This window comes from Nocardia sp. NPDC019323 (assembly GCF_044389845.1).
GTDB lineage: Bacteria > Actinomycetota > Actinomycetes > Mycobacteriales > Mycobacteriaceae > Nocardia > Nocardia implantans.
In genome coordinates, this window is record NZ_JBIRYN010000002.1 from 338203 (window position 1) to 355962 (window position 17760).

Annotated in this window: 16 protein-coding genes; 9 read left to right on the plus strand and 7 right to left on the minus strand. The window is 69.9% G+C overall.

Annotated elements, in window-relative coordinates; all coding sequences use genetic code 11:
• Nucleotides 1–2: 2 nt before the first annotated feature.
• Nucleotides 3–1541 carry an MFS transporter gene (locus ACH49X_RS09045; RefSeq protein WP_195079619.1) on the minus strand — a complete coding sequence of 513 codons (1539 nt, stop codon included), beginning with the start codon at nucleotides 1539–1541 and terminating at the stop codon, nucleotides 3–5.
• Nucleotides 1542–1626: 85 nt separating this feature from the next.
• On the opposite strand from ACH49X_RS09045, the gene ACH49X_RS09050 reads away from it, so the two are divergent.
• From ACH49X_RS09050 to add, 6 genes are all read left to right on the plus strand, one after another.
• Nucleotides 1627–2166 carry a TetR/AcrR family transcriptional regulator gene (locus tag ACH49X_RS09050; protein WP_195079618.1) on the plus strand — a complete coding sequence of 180 codons (540 nt, stop codon included), beginning with the start codon at nucleotides 1627–1629 and terminating at the stop codon, nucleotides 2164–2166.
• A 91-nt stretch (nucleotides 2167–2257) separates the two neighbouring features.
• Complete coding sequence (locus ACH49X_RS09055; RefSeq protein ID WP_357207617.1) at nucleotides 2258–3055, plus strand: hypothetical protein; 798 nt, start codon at nucleotides 2258–2260, stop codon at nucleotides 3053–3055.
• Complete coding sequence (locus ACH49X_RS09060) at nucleotides 3052–4137, plus strand: DUF4129 domain-containing protein (protein WP_357207614.1); 1086 nt, start codon at nucleotides 3052–3054, stop codon at nucleotides 4135–4137. The genes ACH49X_RS09055 and ACH49X_RS09060 overlap by 4 nt, the downstream gene beginning before the upstream one ends.
• Before the next feature lie 67 nt (nucleotides 4138–4204).
• A complete protein-coding gene (locus tag ACH49X_RS09065; protein WP_195079616.1) occupies nucleotides 4205–5182 on the plus strand; it encodes a MoxR family ATPase in 978 nt (325 codons plus the stop codon).
• A 3-nt stretch (nucleotides 5183–5185) separates the two neighbouring features.
• Complete coding sequence (locus tag ACH49X_RS09070; RefSeq protein ID WP_195079615.1) at nucleotides 5186–6481, plus strand: DUF58 domain-containing protein; 1296 nt, start codon at nucleotides 5186–5188, stop codon at nucleotides 6479–6481.
• A gap of 69 nt (nucleotides 6482–6550) precedes the next feature.
• Nucleotides 6551–7570 (plus strand): adenosine deaminase, encoded by a 1020-nt coding sequence (gene add, locus ACH49X_RS09075; protein ID WP_357207611.1) that lies wholly within the window; start codon nucleotides 6551–6553, stop codon nucleotides 7568–7570.
• Here the strand turns inward: add and ACH49X_RS09080 are convergent.
• Nucleotides 7549–8349: an RDD family protein gene (locus ACH49X_RS09080; RefSeq protein ID WP_357207608.1), complete on the minus strand. Its 801-nt coding sequence runs from the start codon at nucleotides 8347–8349 to the stop codon at nucleotides 7549–7551. The two genes, add and ACH49X_RS09080, sit on opposite strands and share 22 nt — an antisense overlap.
• A gap of 43 nt (nucleotides 8350–8392) precedes the next feature.
• On the opposite strand from ACH49X_RS09080, the gene ACH49X_RS09085 reads away from it, so the two are divergent.
• A complete protein-coding gene (locus ACH49X_RS09085) occupies nucleotides 8393–9409 on the plus strand; it encodes a stage II sporulation protein M (protein ID WP_357207605.1) in 1017 nt (338 codons plus the stop codon).
• A gap of 798 nt (nucleotides 9410–10207) precedes the next feature.
• Here the strand turns inward: ACH49X_RS09085 and ACH49X_RS09090 are convergent.
• On the minus strand, nucleotides 10208–11623 hold the full coding sequence (locus ACH49X_RS09090) for a hypothetical protein (RefSeq protein WP_357207602.1): 1416 nt from the start codon (nucleotides 11621–11623) through the stop codon (nucleotides 10208–10210).
• 109 nt (nucleotides 11624–11732) lie between these two features.
• On the opposite strand from ACH49X_RS09090, the gene ACH49X_RS09095 reads away from it, so the two are divergent.
• Entirely contained in the window at nucleotides 11733–12371 is a 639-nt protein-coding gene (locus ACH49X_RS09095) for a methyltransferase domain-containing protein (protein ID WP_357106924.1), read from the plus strand.
• A 1-nt stretch (nucleotide 12372) separates the two neighbouring features.
• Here ACH49X_RS09095 and ACH49X_RS09100 read toward each other — a convergent pair whose 3' ends face one another.
• Genes ACH49X_RS09100 through ACH49X_RS09115 form a run of 4 tightly spaced genes read right to left on the minus strand, consistent with a single transcriptional unit; the run spans nucleotide 12373 to nucleotide 16624 of the window.
• Complete coding sequence (locus ACH49X_RS09100) at nucleotides 12373–13140, minus strand: SDR family NAD(P)-dependent oxidoreductase (protein WP_195079609.1); 768 nt, start codon at nucleotides 13138–13140, stop codon at nucleotides 12373–12375.
• Nucleotides 13141–13161: 21 nt separating this feature from the next.
• Nucleotides 13162–14145: a hypothetical protein gene (locus tag ACH49X_RS09105; protein ID WP_195079608.1), complete on the minus strand. Its 984-nt coding sequence runs from the start codon at nucleotides 14143–14145 to the stop codon at nucleotides 13162–13164.
• A complete protein-coding gene (locus ACH49X_RS09110) occupies nucleotides 14142–15578 on the minus strand; it encodes a pyridoxal phosphate-dependent aminotransferase (protein WP_357106920.1) in 1437 nt (478 codons plus the stop codon). The genes ACH49X_RS09105 and ACH49X_RS09110 overlap by 4 nt, the downstream gene beginning before the upstream one ends.
• Nucleotides 15575–16624, minus strand: coding sequence for a helix-turn-helix transcriptional regulator (locus ACH49X_RS09115; protein ID WP_195079606.1), 1050 nt, complete (start codon nucleotides 16622–16624; stop codon nucleotides 15575–15577). The genes ACH49X_RS09110 and ACH49X_RS09115 overlap by 4 nt, the downstream gene beginning before the upstream one ends.
• Nucleotides 16625–17277: 653 nt before the next feature.
• On the opposite strand from ACH49X_RS09115, the gene ACH49X_RS09120 reads away from it, so the two are divergent.
• Nucleotides 17278–17601: a hypothetical protein gene (locus ACH49X_RS09120; RefSeq protein ID WP_195079605.1), complete on the plus strand. Its 324-nt coding sequence runs from the start codon at nucleotides 17278–17280 to the stop codon at nucleotides 17599–17601.
• Nucleotides 17602–17760 lie beyond the last annotated feature (159 nt).

Sequence of the window (17760 nt, forward strand, 5' to 3'; positions counted from 1 at the left end):
AATCATCCACGCACTCGGCGCAACCGGAACGCCACCACCGCCGCGATCAACAGAATCGAGGTGGTGCCGACGGCCGCGAAGTGAATGCCGGAGACGAAGGACTCGTGCACCGAGGCGAGGAACGAGCGCCCGGCGGCCTCCGGCAGTTCACGGGCGAAAGCGGTGGCGGCGCCCAGCGATTCGGACGCGGCCGCCATCCGGTCTCCGGGCACGTGGGTCGGGTCGATGCCGTTGCGGAAGATCGCCATGACCACGCTGCCGAGTATCGCGACGCCCAGCGCGACGCCCGTCTCGTACGCGGTCTCGGAGACCGCGGCGGCCGCACCCGCGCGTTCCGGCGGCGCGGAGCCGACCACCAGATCCGACGACACGGTCAGCGCGACACCGACCCCCGCCCCGATGAGCAGGAAACCGAGCACGAACGGCGTCGTACTGGTGGCCGCGTCGGGGCGGAGCAAGCCGAACAGCGCCGCGCCCGCCGCCGCCGTGATCAGCGCGCCGCCGAGCACCGTGCCCGGCCGCAGTCGCCGCACCAACCAGGCCGCGGCGAGCGAGGCGATCATCCCGGCCGTCAGACCGGGCAGCAGCAGCAAACCGGCCTGCAGCGGGGAGCGCCCCAGCACCAGCTGGAGATACTGCGAGCCGAAGAACAGCACACCGGCCAGCGCGAACACCGCGAGCAGATTGGTCAGCACCGCCGTACGGAACTTCGGCAGCGCGAACAGCGCCAGATCCAGCATCGGTTGCGCCAGCCGTCGCTGCCTGCGCACGAACCACGCGCCGGCCAGCAGGCCGAGCACGCCGACCACCGCGACCCGCACGCTCGGACCGTGCGCGGCGCATTCCTTCACCGCGTACACCACCGGCACCAGCGCGAGCATCGACAGCACGGCGCTGAGCAGGTCGAAGCGACCGGGTCGCGGATCACGCGACTCCGGGATCAGCACTGGACCCAGTCCGATCAGCACCAGCATGACCGGCAGGTTCACCAGGAAGACCGAACCCCACCAGTAGTGCTCCAGCAGCCAGCCGCCCAACAGCGGTCCCGCCGCGGCGCCACCGCCCGCCATCGCGCTCCACACCGCGATCGCGACGGTTCGCTGCCGCGGATGGAGGAACATCGACCGGATCAACGCCAGCGTGGCGGGCATCAACGTCGCGCCGGCGACACCCTGCAGCACGCGTGCCGCGATGAGCATCTCCGGAGTGAGGGCCCACGCCGCCAGCACAGAGGCCGCGCCGAATCCGGCCGCGCCGAGCAACAGCAGTTTGCGCCGCCCGATCCGGTCGCCCAGATTGCCCATGACGACGAGCAGTCCGGCGAGCACGAACGAGTAGACGTCGATGATCCACAACAGTTGCGGCGTGGTGGGCGCGAGATCGGCGCTGATCGCGGGCACGGCCAGATCGAGCACCGTCGCATCGACGGCCAGCAGCAGGAGGGCCAGCGCCAGCACGGACAACCCCACCCACTCGCGTGCCCCCGCGCGGGGCGGGGCGTTGGTCGATAGTTCGGTGGCCGGGGTGGTCTGGGGGGTCATGACTTTCTCGACTTCCGTCGTCTGGTTTCTTACCGTCCAGACGGTATAGTACTCACCTAACCGTCCGGACGGTATAGTCATCCTGGTGACGGCTGACACCCGCGACCGCATCCTGGACGCGCTCGAGACCTTGCTCCTGGAAAAAGGCATGGCGCACGTGACGTTGGAGAACGTCGCGGCCACCGCGGGCGTCTCCAAAGGCGGCTTGCTCTATCACTTCAAGAGCAAAGACGCCCTGCTAGCGGGCTTGGTCCGCAGACTGGCCGACCGTGCGGGCCAGCAGCTGGACAGCGCGGTCGCCAAAGGCGGCTCGGTTGCCGAGTGGTACCTGCAGACGCCGAACCCGGCCGACGAGGCGGAAGCGGTAGAACTCGAGCTCTACCGGTCGATGCTCGCGACCATGCGCACCATCGACGCCACCCCGGAGCCGGGCGAGGTGCAGCGGGCGCTGGCCGACATGATGACTTCCTGGTCGGACGGTCTGGACGAGGAGGTCGACGACCCGGTGCGGGCCGACCTCATCCGGCTGGTCGGCGACGGCGTCTACCTGCGCGCGCTGCTCGGCCTCCCGCCCATCGATCCGGTTCGCTACCGGCACGTGGTGGACCGCTTACTGCGACGCTGACGGTTAGACTCGGCCCGTGCTGCCAGCCGCCGAACCGGCCGGCGCCGTCGGGGCGGGAACAGATCCGGTACCGGGGTCTCCTGGAACGACGGTGCCGATCCGACCGCTGAGTTTCCGTGAACTGCTCGATGTGCCGTTCGCGCTGATCCAGGCGAACATCCGCGCCCTGGCCTGGGTGAGCGTGCCGGGATTCCTACTCGCCGAGGCCGTGGTCGTCGCGGTGACCGCGGGCGGCTCCGCGCTCACCGGCGGCTCCGACACCGGCACCGCGTGGTCGGCGATCCTGGCCACCGCGGCCTGCGCGTGGCTGCTGCGGTTCGCGTTACGCGGCACGACCGTGGCCCTCGGGCTCGCGACCGTCGGCGGCGCGCCGATCGGCCAGGGGACGGCGCTCCGCCGATTCGGCGCGACGCTCGGCCCGCTGCTGGTGTTCCAACTGTTGTTCACCGTGGTCGGGGTCGGCGTGCTCGCGGTGAGCGGCCTGCCGATCGTCACGCTGCCGCTCGCCGGGATCTGGCTGGGCTGGCTGCGCGCCCGCCGCTGGGTGACGGTGCCGGTGTTGTTCGTCGAGCGCACTTCGCATCGCGACGGCGTCGCACGCGCGAAACTGCTCGCGGAGGGCGCGGAGTGGCCGACCACCGGGCTCTGGATCGTCCAGCGGGCGCTGTTCACGCTGCTCGCGGTCCCGCTGCTGGCCATTCCGCTGTTCGTCTCGGATTTCTCCGGCACCCACCGCTGGCCGGTGCTCGTGCTGGTCACGTCGGCGGTTCTGCTGCTGACGGCATTCGGCGAAGTGGTCGAGGCTTCGTCGCGCGTGGTGTGCTACGTCGATCGGCGCTGTCGCAGAGAGGGATTGGACATCCGCATTCCCCGGAGGCAGGCGCGATGAGCGATCCCGCCCCGCCGGGGCAGCGACCGGCCGAGGTCGTGTTGTCGAAAGGTCCGCACACCACGAACGACCCGGCGCCGGGCACCCCACGACTCGGCGCCGCCGCCGAACATCGCGCCGCCGCCGAATCCGCCGCTCGGCAGCGGGATTTCGACCGTGCCCTGCGGGAACGTTTCCGCGCCGTGCTGCGCGGCCTGGAGCAAGGCGGTGTGCTCGAGGTCCGGCGGTCGCGCACCGCGCGGGAGACCGCCGACGACGTGACGACCGCGCTGCCGCTCGAGACCGCCACCGAGATCCAGCCGGCCGCACAAAGTTTCGACGAGGTGGTCTACGGCGGACGCCGCGCGACCGAGGACGAGTACCGCAGGCTGGAGTACGCCGACCGGTTCTCCGCATCCGCTCCCCCGCCCGCACCGGAACCAGTGGAGATCGAGGCGGTTGAGCGGGCTCCGCGCACCGGGCGCACACTGCCGCCGCTGCCGAAGGTGCTGCGCGACCCCCGGTTCTGGGCGGTGCTCGCCGTGACGGCCGCGGTGTTGCTGCTGGTCTACGGCGCTCTGCAGTCCTGCGGCGCGCCGGTCGCGCCGACCGCCCCGCCCCCGCAACCGCCCCCGGATCTGCCCGATGTCCCGCCGCCGGACCGCCCCGGCTTCGGGACGGGCGAGGACGCGATCTGGGACCGGCTGCCCGCGCCGGTCTTCTACGGCGGCGTGCAGTTCCTCATCGCCGCCGCGGTGGTGGTGTGGTGGCGTGCCCGCAGACGGGGTGCTCTGGTGCGCGAGCCGCGGCCGGTCGAGGTGGCCGCGAACGAACTGCTCGCGGGCCAGGCGGCGCTGTACCGCCGCGCGAAGGACCACGATCACGTCGCGGGGAAGTTGCGGGCGGCCACGCTGCGCCGCGTTCGCACCCCGCTCGGCATCACGGCCGACACCCCGCCGGACCGGATCGTCGCCGTGATCGCGGCGCGCATCGGCGCCGACCCCGCCCGGATCGGCGCCGCGCTGTTCGGCCCGGTGCCCGATCCGGAGACCCTCCGGATGGTCGCCGCTCAGCTCGAACGGATCGAATCGGAGGTCGGATGAGACGCCGTCGCGCACCGCTTGTCCGGCTCATGGCCTGCGGGAACGCCCGCGAACCACAGGAGACGCAATGACCAGCACCGAAACCACCCCGACGGCCGAGCAAGCGGGCGCCGCGTTCCACGCCCTGCGCGCCGAGATCGGCAAAGCGGTGGTCGGCAACGACAACGCGGTCATGTACCTGGTACTCGCCCTGCTGTGCCGCGGCCACGTACTGCTCGAAGGCGTGCCGGGGGTGGCCAAGACACTGCTGGTGCGGGCGCTGGCCACGGCGCTCGACCTGGAGCACGCGCGGGTGCAGTTCACCCCGGACCTGATGCCGGGCGACGTCACCGGGTCGCAGATCTACGATCCGCACTCCGCCGAGTTCACCTTCCGGCAGGGTCCGGTGTTCACCAACCTGCTGCTCGCCGACGAGATCAACCGCACGCCGCCGAAGACCCAGTCGGCCCTGCTGGAGTCGATGGAGGAGCGCCAGGTCTCGGTGGACGGGAAGCCGCAGCCGCTGCCCGATCCGTTCGTCGTCGTCGCTACTCAGAACCCGATCGAGCAGGAGGGCACCTATCCGCTGCCGGAGGCGCAGCTGGACCGGTTCCTGTTCAAGGTGGACATCCACCTCCCCGGCCGCGACGACGAGTTCCGCATCCTGCAACGCCATGCCGCGGGCTTCGATCCGCGCGACCTCACCGCCGCCGGGCTGCGCCCGGTCGCGGGCCCGGCGCACATCGCCGCCGCGCGCGCCGCGATCGCGCAGACCACGATCAGCCCCGAGGTGCTCGCCTACACCGTCGACGTGTGCCGGGCCACCCGCACCTCGCCCGCTGTGCGGCACGGCGCGTCGACCCGTGGCGCGACCGCGCTGATGGCGGCCGCCCGCGCGTTCGCCTGGCTCAACGGACGCGGCTTCGTCACACCGGACGATGTGAAGGCCGTCGCCGTCGCCGTGCTGCGGCACCGCCTGCACCTGCGTCCAGAAGCCGAACTGGACGGCGTGACCACCGAGGGCGTGCTGTCGTCGCTGCTGCTTTCGGTTCCGGTCCCGGTGTAGCCGATGGTCGTCACCGGTCGGCTGGCCGCCGCGGCAGGCGTTGCGGCCCTGTTCGTCACCCTGGTCCTGCCGTCCGTGCTCGGCGTGGTCGTGGTGACCTGCGTCCTGGCCGCCGGGCTGCTCATCGATCTCGCCGCGGTGGGGCGCGCGCGGGACCTGACGCTTTCCCGCGAGGCACTGACCACGGTGCGGCTCGGGCGCTCCGTCGAAGTGGAACTCGTCGCGGTCAACACAGGAGCGCGCCGACTGCGCGGCACGGTCTGGGACGACTGGCCCGGCAGCGCACGCGCCGAGAACCGCACGCACGGCCTGGATCTCCCCCCTGGCACCAAAGTCCGTCTCCGCACCACGCTCACGCCCGCCTACCGCGGCGACCGGGTGGCCGGCCAGGTCACGGTGCGACTGCTCGGCCCGCTCGGACTGGCGGGCAGGCAGACGAGACGGGACGTGCCCGCCCGGGTGCGGGCGCTGCCCGCGTTCCGCGCTGAGCGGCTGCTGCGGTCGAAAGTCAAGCGATTGCAGCATCTCGACGGCCGCAATCTGGCCAACCTGCGCGGTCAGGGCACCGAATTCGACTCCTTCCGCGAGTACGTCGCCGGGGACGACGTGCGCGCCATCGACTGGCGCGCCACCGCCCGCGCCACCGACGTCCTGGTCCGCACCTGGCGTCCGGAGCGCAACCGGCACGTGCTGATGCTGCTGGACACCGGCCGGGTCAGCGCGGGACGGGTCGGGGACGGAACGCGCTTGGACGCGAGCATCGAGGCGGCCCTGCTGCTCGGCGGTCTGGCGGTCGCCGCGGGCGATTCGGTCGATCTGCTCGCCTACGACCGCCGAGCGCGCGCCGAGGTGCGCGGTGCAGGCGGAAGAGGTCTGCAGGCGAAGCTGCTGCACGCCATGGCCGGAATCGCTCCCGCTCTCGTCGACACCGACAGCGCCGGACTGGTGCGAGCGGCCGTTCAGCGCGCCCGCAGGCGCAGCCTGGTGGTCTGGTTCACCAGCCTCGACGGCGCCGCGGTGGAGGAGAACCTGTTGCCCGTGCTGCCGGTCCTGGCGCAGCGGCACCGGGTGCTCATCGTCTCGGTGACCGATCCGGATGTCGCCGCGGCGGCCGCCCGGCGCGAAGACCTGAACGACCTCTACGCCGCGGCCGCCGCCGAATCCGTGCTCGCCGAACGCGCACTGGTTCAGGAATCGCTGCGCCGCAGCGGGATCGCGGTCGTCGCGGCGTCCCCGGAACGCCTGCCGGAGGCTCTGGCGGACGAATACCTGGAACTGAAGCAATCCGGAGCCCTCTGAGTCTTCCCGTCGGGCCGCGGACTCGTCGAAGAGCGTCCTCGCGCGCCCGCCGAGGAGGATCATGACCCCATGGCCTCAGATCTCGCCGCCTTCGTCCGCGGATTGCCCAAAGCGGAACTGCACCTGCATCTGGAAGGGACGCTGGAGCCGGAGCTGAAGTTCCGCCTCGCCCGGCGCAACGGCATCGAACTGCCGGAGAAGAGCGTGGAGGAGGTCAAGCAGACCTATCGGTTCCACGACCTGACGTCGTTCCTCCAGGTCTACTACCCCGCGATGCGCGTTTTGCAGCGCCCGGAGGACTTCCACGACCTCGCTTTCGACTATCTGCGCCGGGCGCACGGCCAAGGCGTGCGTCATGCCGAACTCTTCTTCGATCCGCAGGCCCACACCGGACGCGGCATCCCGTTCCCCACGGTGATCAGCGGATACCGGTCGGCGATCGCTCGGGCGCGGCGGGAACTGGGGATGTCCGCCGAACTGATCCTGTGTTTCCTGCGCGACCACTCCGCGGAATACGCCATGGCGACGCTGCTGGAAGCGCTGCCGTACAAGAGCTGGATTCTCGGCGTCGGGCTCGATTCCGACGAGCGGGGCAACCCGCCGAGCAAGTTCGCCGCCGTCTTCGAGCGCGCCCGCGCGGAAGGCTTCCTGCTGACGGCACACTGCGACATCGACCAGCCGGATTCGATCGAGCACATCCGCCAGGCGCTGGAGGACATCGCCGTCGACCGCATCGACCACGGCACCAACATCGTGGAGGACGACCGTCTGGTCGAACTGGCCGCGTTCAAAGGGATCGCCCTGACCTGCTGCCCGGTGTCGAACTCCTTCGTCACGGCGCGGATGAAAGCCGAAGAGATCGTCGGCCTGCTGAACCGCGGGCTGACGGTGACGGTCAACAGCGACGACCCCGCGTACTTCGGCGCGTACGTGGCCGACAACTACCTCGCGCTCGCCGATGAGGGCGGTCTTGGGGTGGATCAGCTGACCGAGTTGGCCCGCAACTCGTTCCGCGCCTCCTGGATCACCCCGGCCCGGCAGGACGCCTATCTGCGCGAGATCGACGACTACCTGGCGGCGAACGGCTGACCGGCGGGCGGCGGGAACACCGGGAACAGCGGCCGCGGCAGCACTCGGCGCTGCCGTTCGGCGATGACCGCGCCGAGCACCTGCGACGGCGGATACCCGGCCGGTGGCGCGACGCGCAACCGGTCGCACACCTCGGTCACGAGCGCCGTGCCCAGTTGGTGTTGCGCCGCGGGCGTCAGCGTGCGCAAGCGCGTCAGGTACTGCCGCGCCGCGAGCGCGAGGTCTTCCGGTAGCCCGGACAGGTCGAGCTGCGCGCTCCAGCCGGTCAGCCACGGCGGCGCGATCGCCAGCGCGGGCGGCGGCAGCGGGTGTTGCGCGTGCACGACCACGGTGCCCGCGAGCACGTCACCGATCCGCCGCGCCTGCGGCGAGCACATCGAGGTGAGCACCGCGATGGCGCCGAACCCGCCGAGCATCCAGAAATCGACGATCGCGCCGGCGAGGCCGCGGGTGAGCGCGTGCCGGAAGTCGATCGGCCCGCCGTCTTGGCGCACCACCCGCAGCCCGAGCATCAGCTTTCCCAGCGTCCGCCCGCGCCAAGCGGTCTCGCAGGCCACCGGGTAGCCGACCAGCACCGTCACGATGGTCACCAGGACGACCACGTCCAGCCACGCCGAGTCGACGCTCGCGGGCAGCAGCAGCGTGACGATCGCGAACAACAGCACGAACCCGAGCGCGCACTGGGCCAGCACGTCGATCAGGAACGCGGTGGCCCTGGTGGGGATCCGGGCGATCGGCAGTTCCAAGGCCACTGCTTCGCCGGTGGTGAACTCAGCCATGTCGATAGCATTCTTGCGACCGGCGGGAGTGGGAGGCAACCGAATGGACGTGGACGCATACAGCCTGGCGCACCGCAGGGCGTGGGACCGGCTCGACTATCTGTCCAAACGGAGCAAGCTGACCGGCGCGGAGGCGGACGAACTCGTCGTGCTCTACCGCCGCACCTCCCAGCAGCTGGCGCGGTTGCAGTCGCACAGCCCCGACCCGGAGCTGATCGCCGGGCTGAGCGCTCTGCTGGCGCGTGCGCGCGGCCGGGTGCTCGGGACGCGAGCCGACACCTGGCAGGAGATCGGGCGGTTCTTCAGCCATCGCTTCCCCGCGGCGCTCTACCGGTCGTGGCCCTGGTGGGCCTGCGTGGCCGCGGCGTTCCTGTCGGTGTCGGCCGGGCTGGCCGTCTGGGTGGATCGGTTCGATTCCGCCCGGGATGTGCTCGGCATCCCCGATGACACAGGCAGTCTCACCGCACCTGGCGGCGCGTTCGAGACGTACTACTCGGAGCATCCGCAGGGGGCCTTCGCCGCGCAGGTGTGGACCAACAACGCGTGGGTGACGGCGATCGCCTTGTTCACCGGCGTCTTGATCCTGCCCGCGGTCTATCTGCTGTTCATGAACGCGCTCAATCTGGGCGTCAGCGCCGGGCTGATGGCCGAGGCGGGGCGGCTGGATTCGTTCTTCGGCTTCATCCTTCCGCACGGCACTCTGGAGCTGACCGCGGTGTTCGTCGCGGGCGGCGTCGGCCTGAAACTCGGTTGGACGCTGATCGATCCGGGACGGCTCAGCCGGGTGGAGGCGGTGGCCAGGCAGGGACGGGCGACCGCGACCGTCGCGCTCGGCCTGGTCGGAGTGCTGCTGGTGTGCGGCTGCATCGAAGGATTCGTGACGCCGAGCCCGTTGCCCGCGCCGCTTCGCATCGCGATCGGGTTCACCACCGAGGCGTTGTTCCTGGTGTATGTGTTCGGAGTGGGACGCCGCGCGGCCACACAGCGGGCGAATCCAGGAGCCGGGGCATCGAGCAGTCAGCCGGTGGCTGTGACGCAGCCAACATTCAGCACACGCTGAGTGAAGTGACTGGGACAATCGGCAGCTAAGCGGCGCCAGATCGGTTCGGAAGTCCCCCATTTGAGTTCCGCTGGCCGCAGCGAGTCGCTGCTCTAGCTGCGGCCAGCGTTACCGTCAACTCTACACAATCGTTACCCCTACGCAACCCTCCCTGCCGAGGTCAAGCGTATTAAGCAGCGCTTCAGCAAACCCTGGCGGCAGCACCTTTCAGCCCGGTGCCAGCTAACCGCATGCGACCCGCGCGACCGCGGTTTCGGCGAGCGGACAGCGCTCCGGCGAAACGGAGCGAAAAGTCGCCAAGATTGCTTCCCGGCAATGAATCGGCGCTCGCCGCGGGCGTTAGCCGAGCAGTTGGATAGACCTCTCCATGGTGCCCGACACCCCTCCCCACCTGCACGTTCATTTGCACGAAAGATCGATTGCTGAGCACCCGTCAATAGAAAGAGACCACAAGTTTGTTTACGCGGTAATAAACCGGGTATAGACATAGCGGCGCACTGGAAAGACCGGGCAGTTCCCCGACAGGCTCCGCATTAACCAATGAGTGAAAAGGATCTGGTTCACCCGGTCCGAACGCTCGATGCAGCACCGGAGCCGCAACCATAACGGGGGATGTGATCTTCGCCTCACCTGCCGTTACCAGGCGTCGAGCGACGCGAAATCGACACCGTGGCACCCGAGTTGAGAGACGCGCGTCACAGTCGCGGAGCGTCCATGCCTTCGCGGCGCAATAGCAACCCCGGGGCTCGAATCACTCCCTGGAAGTGACCTGAATCACCTTCACCGTGGTAAGGAGGCTCAACCGACGCGAAGTATCCCGGTGACCGTGCCTTGCAGCAGATGGCGGTCCCGAGTGATCAACGGTGCGGTCTGCAGCGGATCGTCGACGATGGTGCCGGGGAGCGGGTGCGAGGCGATGACCGCACCGGTCTCGGGATCGACGACGGTGAACTCGTACCCGTCCACAGGCGTGGTGCGGTCGGGACCGACGCGAGCGACCGTGTAGAGCCGGCTGTCGGCGGTGGACAACCGCGGAACGGCCGCACTGCGGATCCCGTTCTCCCACACCACATGACATCCGTCGCCGGCGACATCGACCCGCGTCATCCCGCCGGTGAACGGAGCATCCGGCGGCGACGCCGGTCCCGCTCCCTCGGGCAGCGCCGGATACGGGTAGCCGTAGGTGCTCGCCACGAAGATCGAGCGGCCGATCCCGACCGGCGAATTCTCGCTTCCCGGCCCGCCCGCGCCGAGCACCGCAGCCGTGCACACCAATTCGCCGGAGCCGGAACGGAACACCAAGACGTGCACCTGTCCGTCGGCGTTGTCGACGATGGTCAGATAGTCGGCGCCGGTCTCGGGACCGAAGTAGGTGGGAGTCGATCCGGTGCCCCAGCTGAGTTGTCCGGGCTTGCGCGCCGATCCCCGGTCGTAGGCCGCGCGCCACGCGATCTCCGGAGCGCCGGACGCGCCGACCCGCAGTTCGTACAGCGCATGCGTCGTCGCCACGGCGACCAGCCCGCGCGGCGCCGCCGAGATGCTGTTGGCCACCTGCTCCCCCGCCGGCAGCGTCAACGCGGTGACCCGCCCGGCCGGGGTGACGAATCCGACGACGCCGCGGCCGGTCGCGAACCACACGTTGCCCGACCAGTCCGGGACGAGTCCCGTCACGTTGTCCCCCGGTGGGATCACCGGCCCGAGGTCGGCGGACGCTTCGCCGATCAGCCGCCACGTTCCCGCCGCGTCCCGTTCGTGCCGCACCAGGAGCAACCGGTCGGTGCCGTCCACGACCACCAAACGGTCGTCCTGATCCAGGTAGGCGTACACACCCCCGAGCAGACTGCCCTTGGCCAACGGCAGCGCGGCGAGCGAGGGCGCCAGCGGGCCTGGCGCCGCCGGATCGAGCAGATGCACCGTCGGGGTCTGTCCCGCGATCGCGGTGCACAGGGCGACCACGAGCCGGTCCGATCCCTCCAGCAGGGTGGGACACGCCGAAGCCAGCGGGTACGCGCCGACCGCGGCGGCGCGGGCGTCCGGCCCGGCCAGCGGCGTCGCGTCCGAGGACCCCGCGTCGCCGTGCATGGTGGCGCCGCCGGTCGGCCCGAGGAAAGGATTCGGCGGCGCGAGCGGACCCCACGGTCCGGCCGCCGAAGCGGGCTGGGTGGGCAGCAATGCCAGCACGCAGGCGGCGAGGAGGGTCATCGGCCGGCGCATCGCGATCCTCTTTCCCTGGGCGAAGCCGTACCCGAACGGATACCGGAGGCAACAGTATTCGGATCTTCGCCGCGCCACCCGCCCGGCAGCGGTCGTTACGATGATGCGCATGAACTCGGTCCGGGCCCGTCTGTTGTCCACCCTCGCCGGTCAGCTCGGGAATCCGCACGGCGTGCTCGGCAAGGGCGTCGCCTTCGTGCTCAACCGCGGCAACAAGGTCGCCATCGCCGGGGCGGTGCAGGCCGCCGACATCGCGCCGGGCGGTGCCGCGGCCGACGTGGGGTTCGGCGGTGGAGCGGGCCTGTCCCTGCTGCTCGAGCGAGTCGGCGCGAGTGGCGTCGTGCACGGTGTCGAAATCTCCGCCGACATGCTGGCTCGCGCCCGCTCGAAGCACGGAAGCGACATCGCCGCCGGTCGCCTGCGGCTGGCGGAAGGCTCGCTCACCGCGCTGCCGCTGCCTGACGACAGTCTCGATGCCGCGATCACCGTCAACACCGTCTACTTCGTGCCGGACCTGGCGGCGGCCTGCGCCGAACTCGCCAGGGTGGTCCGGCCGGGCGGGCGTCTGGTGATCGGCATCGGTGATCCGGACGCGATGGCGAAGCTTCCGTTCACGTCGTACGGGTTCACCCTGCGCCCGGTGCCGAAGGTGATCGCGGCACTGGAACAGGCGGGCTGCGCGGTCGAGCACCGGCGGCTGGGCAGCGCGCCGATTCCGCACCATCTGCTGGTGGCGACGCCCCGCTGACCTACATCAGCGCGCCGCCGTCCACCCTGATCTCGGTGCCGGTCATATATTTGCCGTCGTCGGAGGCGACCATGGCGACGACTCCGGCGATGTCCTCCGGAGAACCGAGCGCGCCGCCGTTGAGCCATCCGGTCATCCGGGAGAACAGCTGCGGGTCGAAACCCTCCGGCTGGTCCAGGATGGACTTCGTCGTGATGCCGCTGGTGATACCGGCCGGAACGATGTTCACCGCGCGCAGACCCTGCTTGGCGTACTCCAGCGCGATGGCGTGCGTGAAGGCGTTCACACCGCCCTTGGACGCCGCGTAGGAGGCGAGGTAGGGCGCCGCGCTGAAGGCCGCGGTGGAGGAGATGTTGACCACCACGCCGCGTCCGGTGTCCAGCAGCGCGGGCAGCGCGGCCTGGGTCATCAGGAAGGTGCCGGTGAGATTCACCCGGATCACCCGGTCCCACACCTCCAGCGGCATCTCGTGGGTGCGTGCGGGTCGCAGGATGCCCGCCGCGTTGACCAGCACGTCCAGTCCGCCGAGGAATTCCAGCGCCGTTGCGGTCGCGGTGCGCACCGACTCCGGGTCGGCGGTGTCGACCTCGACCGTCCGCAGCCGTTCCGCGCCGTCGCCCGCCTTCGCCGCGGTGGCCGCGAGGCCCGCCGCGTCGATGTCGGCGGCGACCAGCTGCGCCCCTTCGTCCAGCAGCCGCAGGGCGATGCCCTGACCGATGCCGGATCCCGCTCCCGTCACCACCACGCGGCGGCCGTCATATCTGCGCATGCCAAGAATTAGAACACGTTCTCATCCCGCGTCAAGGGACTTCCGTCGCTGCTCGGCTATTCGCAGCACCATGGCGGCCGCCGCCGCGCCGTACGCGCGGCTGGCCGCGGCCGGACGGACCGCTGGATAGTTGGAGCGATGCGTGACGACCACGCCGTTGGGCAGGGTGACCGTCCGGTCCGGCACGGTCGCGACGCAGTTGCCGCCCGCCTTGGCCACCAGGTCGACGATCACTGTCCCTGAGCCGAGCAGGTCCAGCGCCGCCCGCCCGAGCAGGCGAGGCGCCGGAGAGCCGCGGTGCACGGCCGTGCAGACGACCAGGTCGGGCGGCGTCGTGGTGAGCGCGTCCAGCAGCGCCGCGTTGTCGTCCCGATTCGGCAGGAACTCCCCCGCACCCGCCTCGACCGCGGCGGTCCGCTGTGCGGGGCGGTTGCCGACCGCCGTCGGCCGCTCGTCGCCGAACGTGCGCGCAGCCCCGATGGCGGCGAGTCCGGCGGCCCCGCACCCCAGCACCAGGGCACGGACCGGGCGGGTGCGCCGCGCCGGAGCGAGCAGTCGCCTGCCTTCGGCGTAACCCACCGCGCCCGCGATCCGGCTCATCGTGGACAGCGCGTCGAACTCGGTGGTCGAGTCGTCGCGTGGCACCGCGTCGAACGCCACCGACTCGACGCCGCGACGGCGCAACCGGTCGATCTCGTCGCGACGGTGGAGCGGGTCCTGGAAGCCGAGCAGCGTGGTCCCCGGCCGCAGCCGCATCGAGTGGAGTTCGAAGGCAGGCGGTTTCACCCAGACGACGATGCCGGCGCGTTCGAACACCGCCGCGCGATCCTCGACGACGACCGCACCCGACGCGCTGTACTCCTCGTCCGGGAAACCCGCGCCTCGCCCCGCGCCTTCCTGCACGAGGACGCGCAGGCCCGCCGCCGACAGCGTGCGCACCCCCTCCGGGGTGAGCGCAACGCGCGTCTCCCGTGGCGCGGTCTCGCGCGGCACTCCGACGATCACCGCGCGGCACCCGGCCCCGCCAGCGCGGTCAGGCCGCGATCGGCGAGCGCGTCGCGATAGGTGAGCCCACCGAGGATGTCATGGATCAATTGCTCCAGCCGGTCGAAGAGTTCATCGATCAGATCGGGCGACTCGTGCCTGGGCGCTTTGCGCGGAGCGAGGACGTTCAACCGCACGCCCGGACGCAGCGAACCCGTCCGGTCCAGCGCGACGCTGTCCACGCCGGCCACGGCGAGCAGCATGTCCTCCACTTGCGCGCTCGTGCGCACACCGGCCTGGTCGAGCAGCGCGCGGTCGAACACCACCGAGACGAACATCCCCTCGGGGTTGCCCAGCGGCCGCAGCACGTCGGTCCCCAACCTGCTGTTGATCGCGGCGATGTGGCCGCACGCCCGCTCGATCTGCGCGCGCATCAGCGCGTGATTGCGGTCGAAGTAATCGTCGGCGGTGTGTTCGAGGATCGCGCGCGCCAGATGGGTGGTCTCGCGCTGGAACGAGATGGTGAGCCTTTCCCGGATCCGGGCCAGCCACGCGCTGTCGCCGGTGCACGCCGCCCCCATCTTGCACGGACCGAAGGCGTTGTAGGCCTTGGAGTTTCCCGTGAGGGTCAGCACCACGTCGTACAGCCGCCGGATGCCGTGCTTGGTCTCCACATGCAGTGCCGCGATCGGGATGTGCGAGGCCACCAGCCGGTCGAAGGCCATGTCGCAGATGACCGGAACACCGCAGTCGAGCAGCACCTGTCCGAGTTCGGCCAGCTCGGCCGCCGTGTAGTCCGCGACAACGGGGTTGCCCGGCAGCGTGAGCAGCACGCCGCACAGCTCGCCCGTCGCGCGCAAGTCCGCGAGGCAGCGGGCCAGCCGGGCGGGATCGATCTTGAACCCGTCGTCCGGAGCCACCGGGCAGGAGACGATGCGCAAGCCGAATTTCTCCACGTGGATGCTGGAGCTCTTGTAGAAGCCCTCCGGGCACACGATCACCCCGCCCGGCCTGGCCAGGGTGGCCACCGCCTCCTCGAGCAGCATCGTGCTCGAGTACGGGCAGACGATCACCTCATCCGGGCGCACCCGGACGCCCGGCACTCCCTCCACCGGATGCGACAGGCGCTCGAACAGCTTGCGGGCCGCGAGTTCGCGCAGGATCAGCGGCTGCCGCTTGTCGTAGAGCCTGCCGTCGAGATACTCCGCCGAGGGTGCGATGTGCAGGCTTTCGCGCCAGGCCCGGTCCAGCGCCGCGATCGCGTGCGCGTCGGGGGCCAGGCCGGTTTCGCCGTGGTAGGCGTCGATGACGCCCGAGTACCGGCGGCCACCGGTCCCGGCGAACCAGGCGTCCCGGGAAACCTGGCCGCGCACTTCACGTTTCCTGGCCTCCGAGCGATTGGTCAGCGTCGCCAGGTCGGCGAGCGGATCGGTGAGCACCTGGCTCTGAGTCACGGAACCTCGCCTTCTGAAGGGTCTCCCGGTGCGGGCATGGTGTTCCATCTCTCCTCGAGCGCGGCGCGGAACAGGCTGCGGCAGTTGCCCTCGGCGAGTCGTTCGAATTCCGCCAGCGGCGGTTGCGCGACGATCTGGTCCACCACGATCGCCGTACCGGCGCGCCTGAGGTCGTAGAGTTTCTCGAAACGCCGGACCGCGAACGCGACATCGTGCTTCAGCGCGGAGAAGCGCGTCGCCACCCTGGCCTGGCGGGAGTAGTCGTACTCGCCCACCGCGACGTAGCGATCGTCGACCACGAGCATGCTCTGCGCGTTACGGGCGTACTCGCGCTTGACCAGCACGCTTTCCACGCCCGATCGGGCCTGCTTCCAGAGTTTGTCGTCATAGGGCCAGACATCCGAGATATCGTCCAGCACATACATCCGCCGCACATCGATCTTCGGTGGATGGGCCTTGTCGGCCAGGCGCAGGATCGCCGCGTGATAGTCGTCGCCGACGTCGCCGCCGATCGTGCCCAGATCCGCGGTGTGGATCGCCCGCACCGACGTGGTGGCCTGTTCCAGAATGGTCAGCCAGTCGGTGACGGTGTTCCATTCCCACACCGTGGCGCTGCGCGAGGGAATCTGCGCGAGGATCTCCTCGGCGCGTTCCAACTGCCGGTCGGCGATCAGGCGCAGCGGCTCGATCTCCGCCCGCGCTCCGGAGGCGTCGATCAGGCTCTGCGCGATGCTCAGTGCGCGGGAGACCAATTCGGGGTCCTTGCCGAGCAGGACGTTGAACCGCATCCGCAGGTCGTAGTAGGCGCTGCTGGTCGGATCGGTCGCCGGATCGGCGCTGCCGTCGGTCGGCAGCTCCGAGCCGAGCGCGAGACTCAGGCGTTCGCGCAGCGCGAGTGGCGGAATCCGGCTACCGTTCTCGATCTGCTGAATGAGGCTGCGGGAGCAGCCCGCTCTGGTGGCGAGCGACGCCTGGGTGTAGCCGCGCTCCAGTCGTAGCCTGCGGACCAGGTTGCCGACCTGCTCGTCCGAGCCCGAGTCAACCATCCCGCGCCTCCCATCCTGCACCTTGCGTACGCATGCTCACGGCGTATCACGATGCGACATTTTAGTCATCAAATGGCAAGCGGTGTCGGATGAATCGCGTCCGGCGAATTTCGTTGCCAACAAGCAATGCGGCCGGAGGATCAATTCGCCGGACGCCGCGCGATCGAAGGTTGCCACATTCGCTTTCCAACACGCTTCGACCGGTTCCTCTGGCGGTCCAGGGCCGTTATCAAAGCCCATCGTCGACAAGTATTGAGCCGAAGGACTTTTGCGAAGCGCGAATGCTCATCAAATATCATCACGAAGCGCTAAAGCTTCGTTGACAGCATGAGGTGTCACTCCCTAGCCTTGTTCTCGAAGCCACCGCAATTCCAGCTCGCCGCAGGGTTTTTCCCACCTGCGGAGCCGGGTGGCTCGACAACTCTAGGAGGTGCCGGATACGGATACCTCGTCACCGCGCGAGCCGATTCGGATACGCCGGGCGTGACCACCCCGCCCACCGCGCTCGCGCCGGTCTCCCGAAACATTCGGGCACCGAGTAATCAAGGCACGGACGAAGCCACCGCGTACGGGCCGTGGCCGAGCACGGCCACCGCCCTCCGCGCCGGCGGCCGTTCCGCGTCAACCCGCACGAGAGTGAATGAGAGCGGATCATGGCACTCGACATCACCGATTCGATCATCACCAGCGACGTCACCCCGGAAACCGCACGGCTGCTTTCCTTCGGCGCGGCCTGGGAACTCAGCTGGCTGCCCACGGTCCCCCTGACCCGCGAACAGGCTGTCAGCGGGATGGTGCTCGACGAAATGCTCAGCGATCCCGGCACGCTCACCAACGACCTCGCACTCGAACTCGCCGCCATTCGGGCCACCGACCTGGGCGTCACCTTGCGTGAGGTGCTGCTGCGACTGTATGCCCGCATCACCGCACGCGACAACGAGGCATCCTGCGGCGCTCGCCCGCCATTGGTCGCCTGATCGCGACACGGGCGTCGCCGGTTGGCGCAGCGACACCACACGATCCCGATCGCCGGTCCAAGGCGACCGGCATACGGGCGGCCAACGATCGGGCGGTCGCCGGGCCCGCAGCCGTGCGGTGCGCGGCACCCGTTGCGCCACGGTGCAGCCGAAGACCGT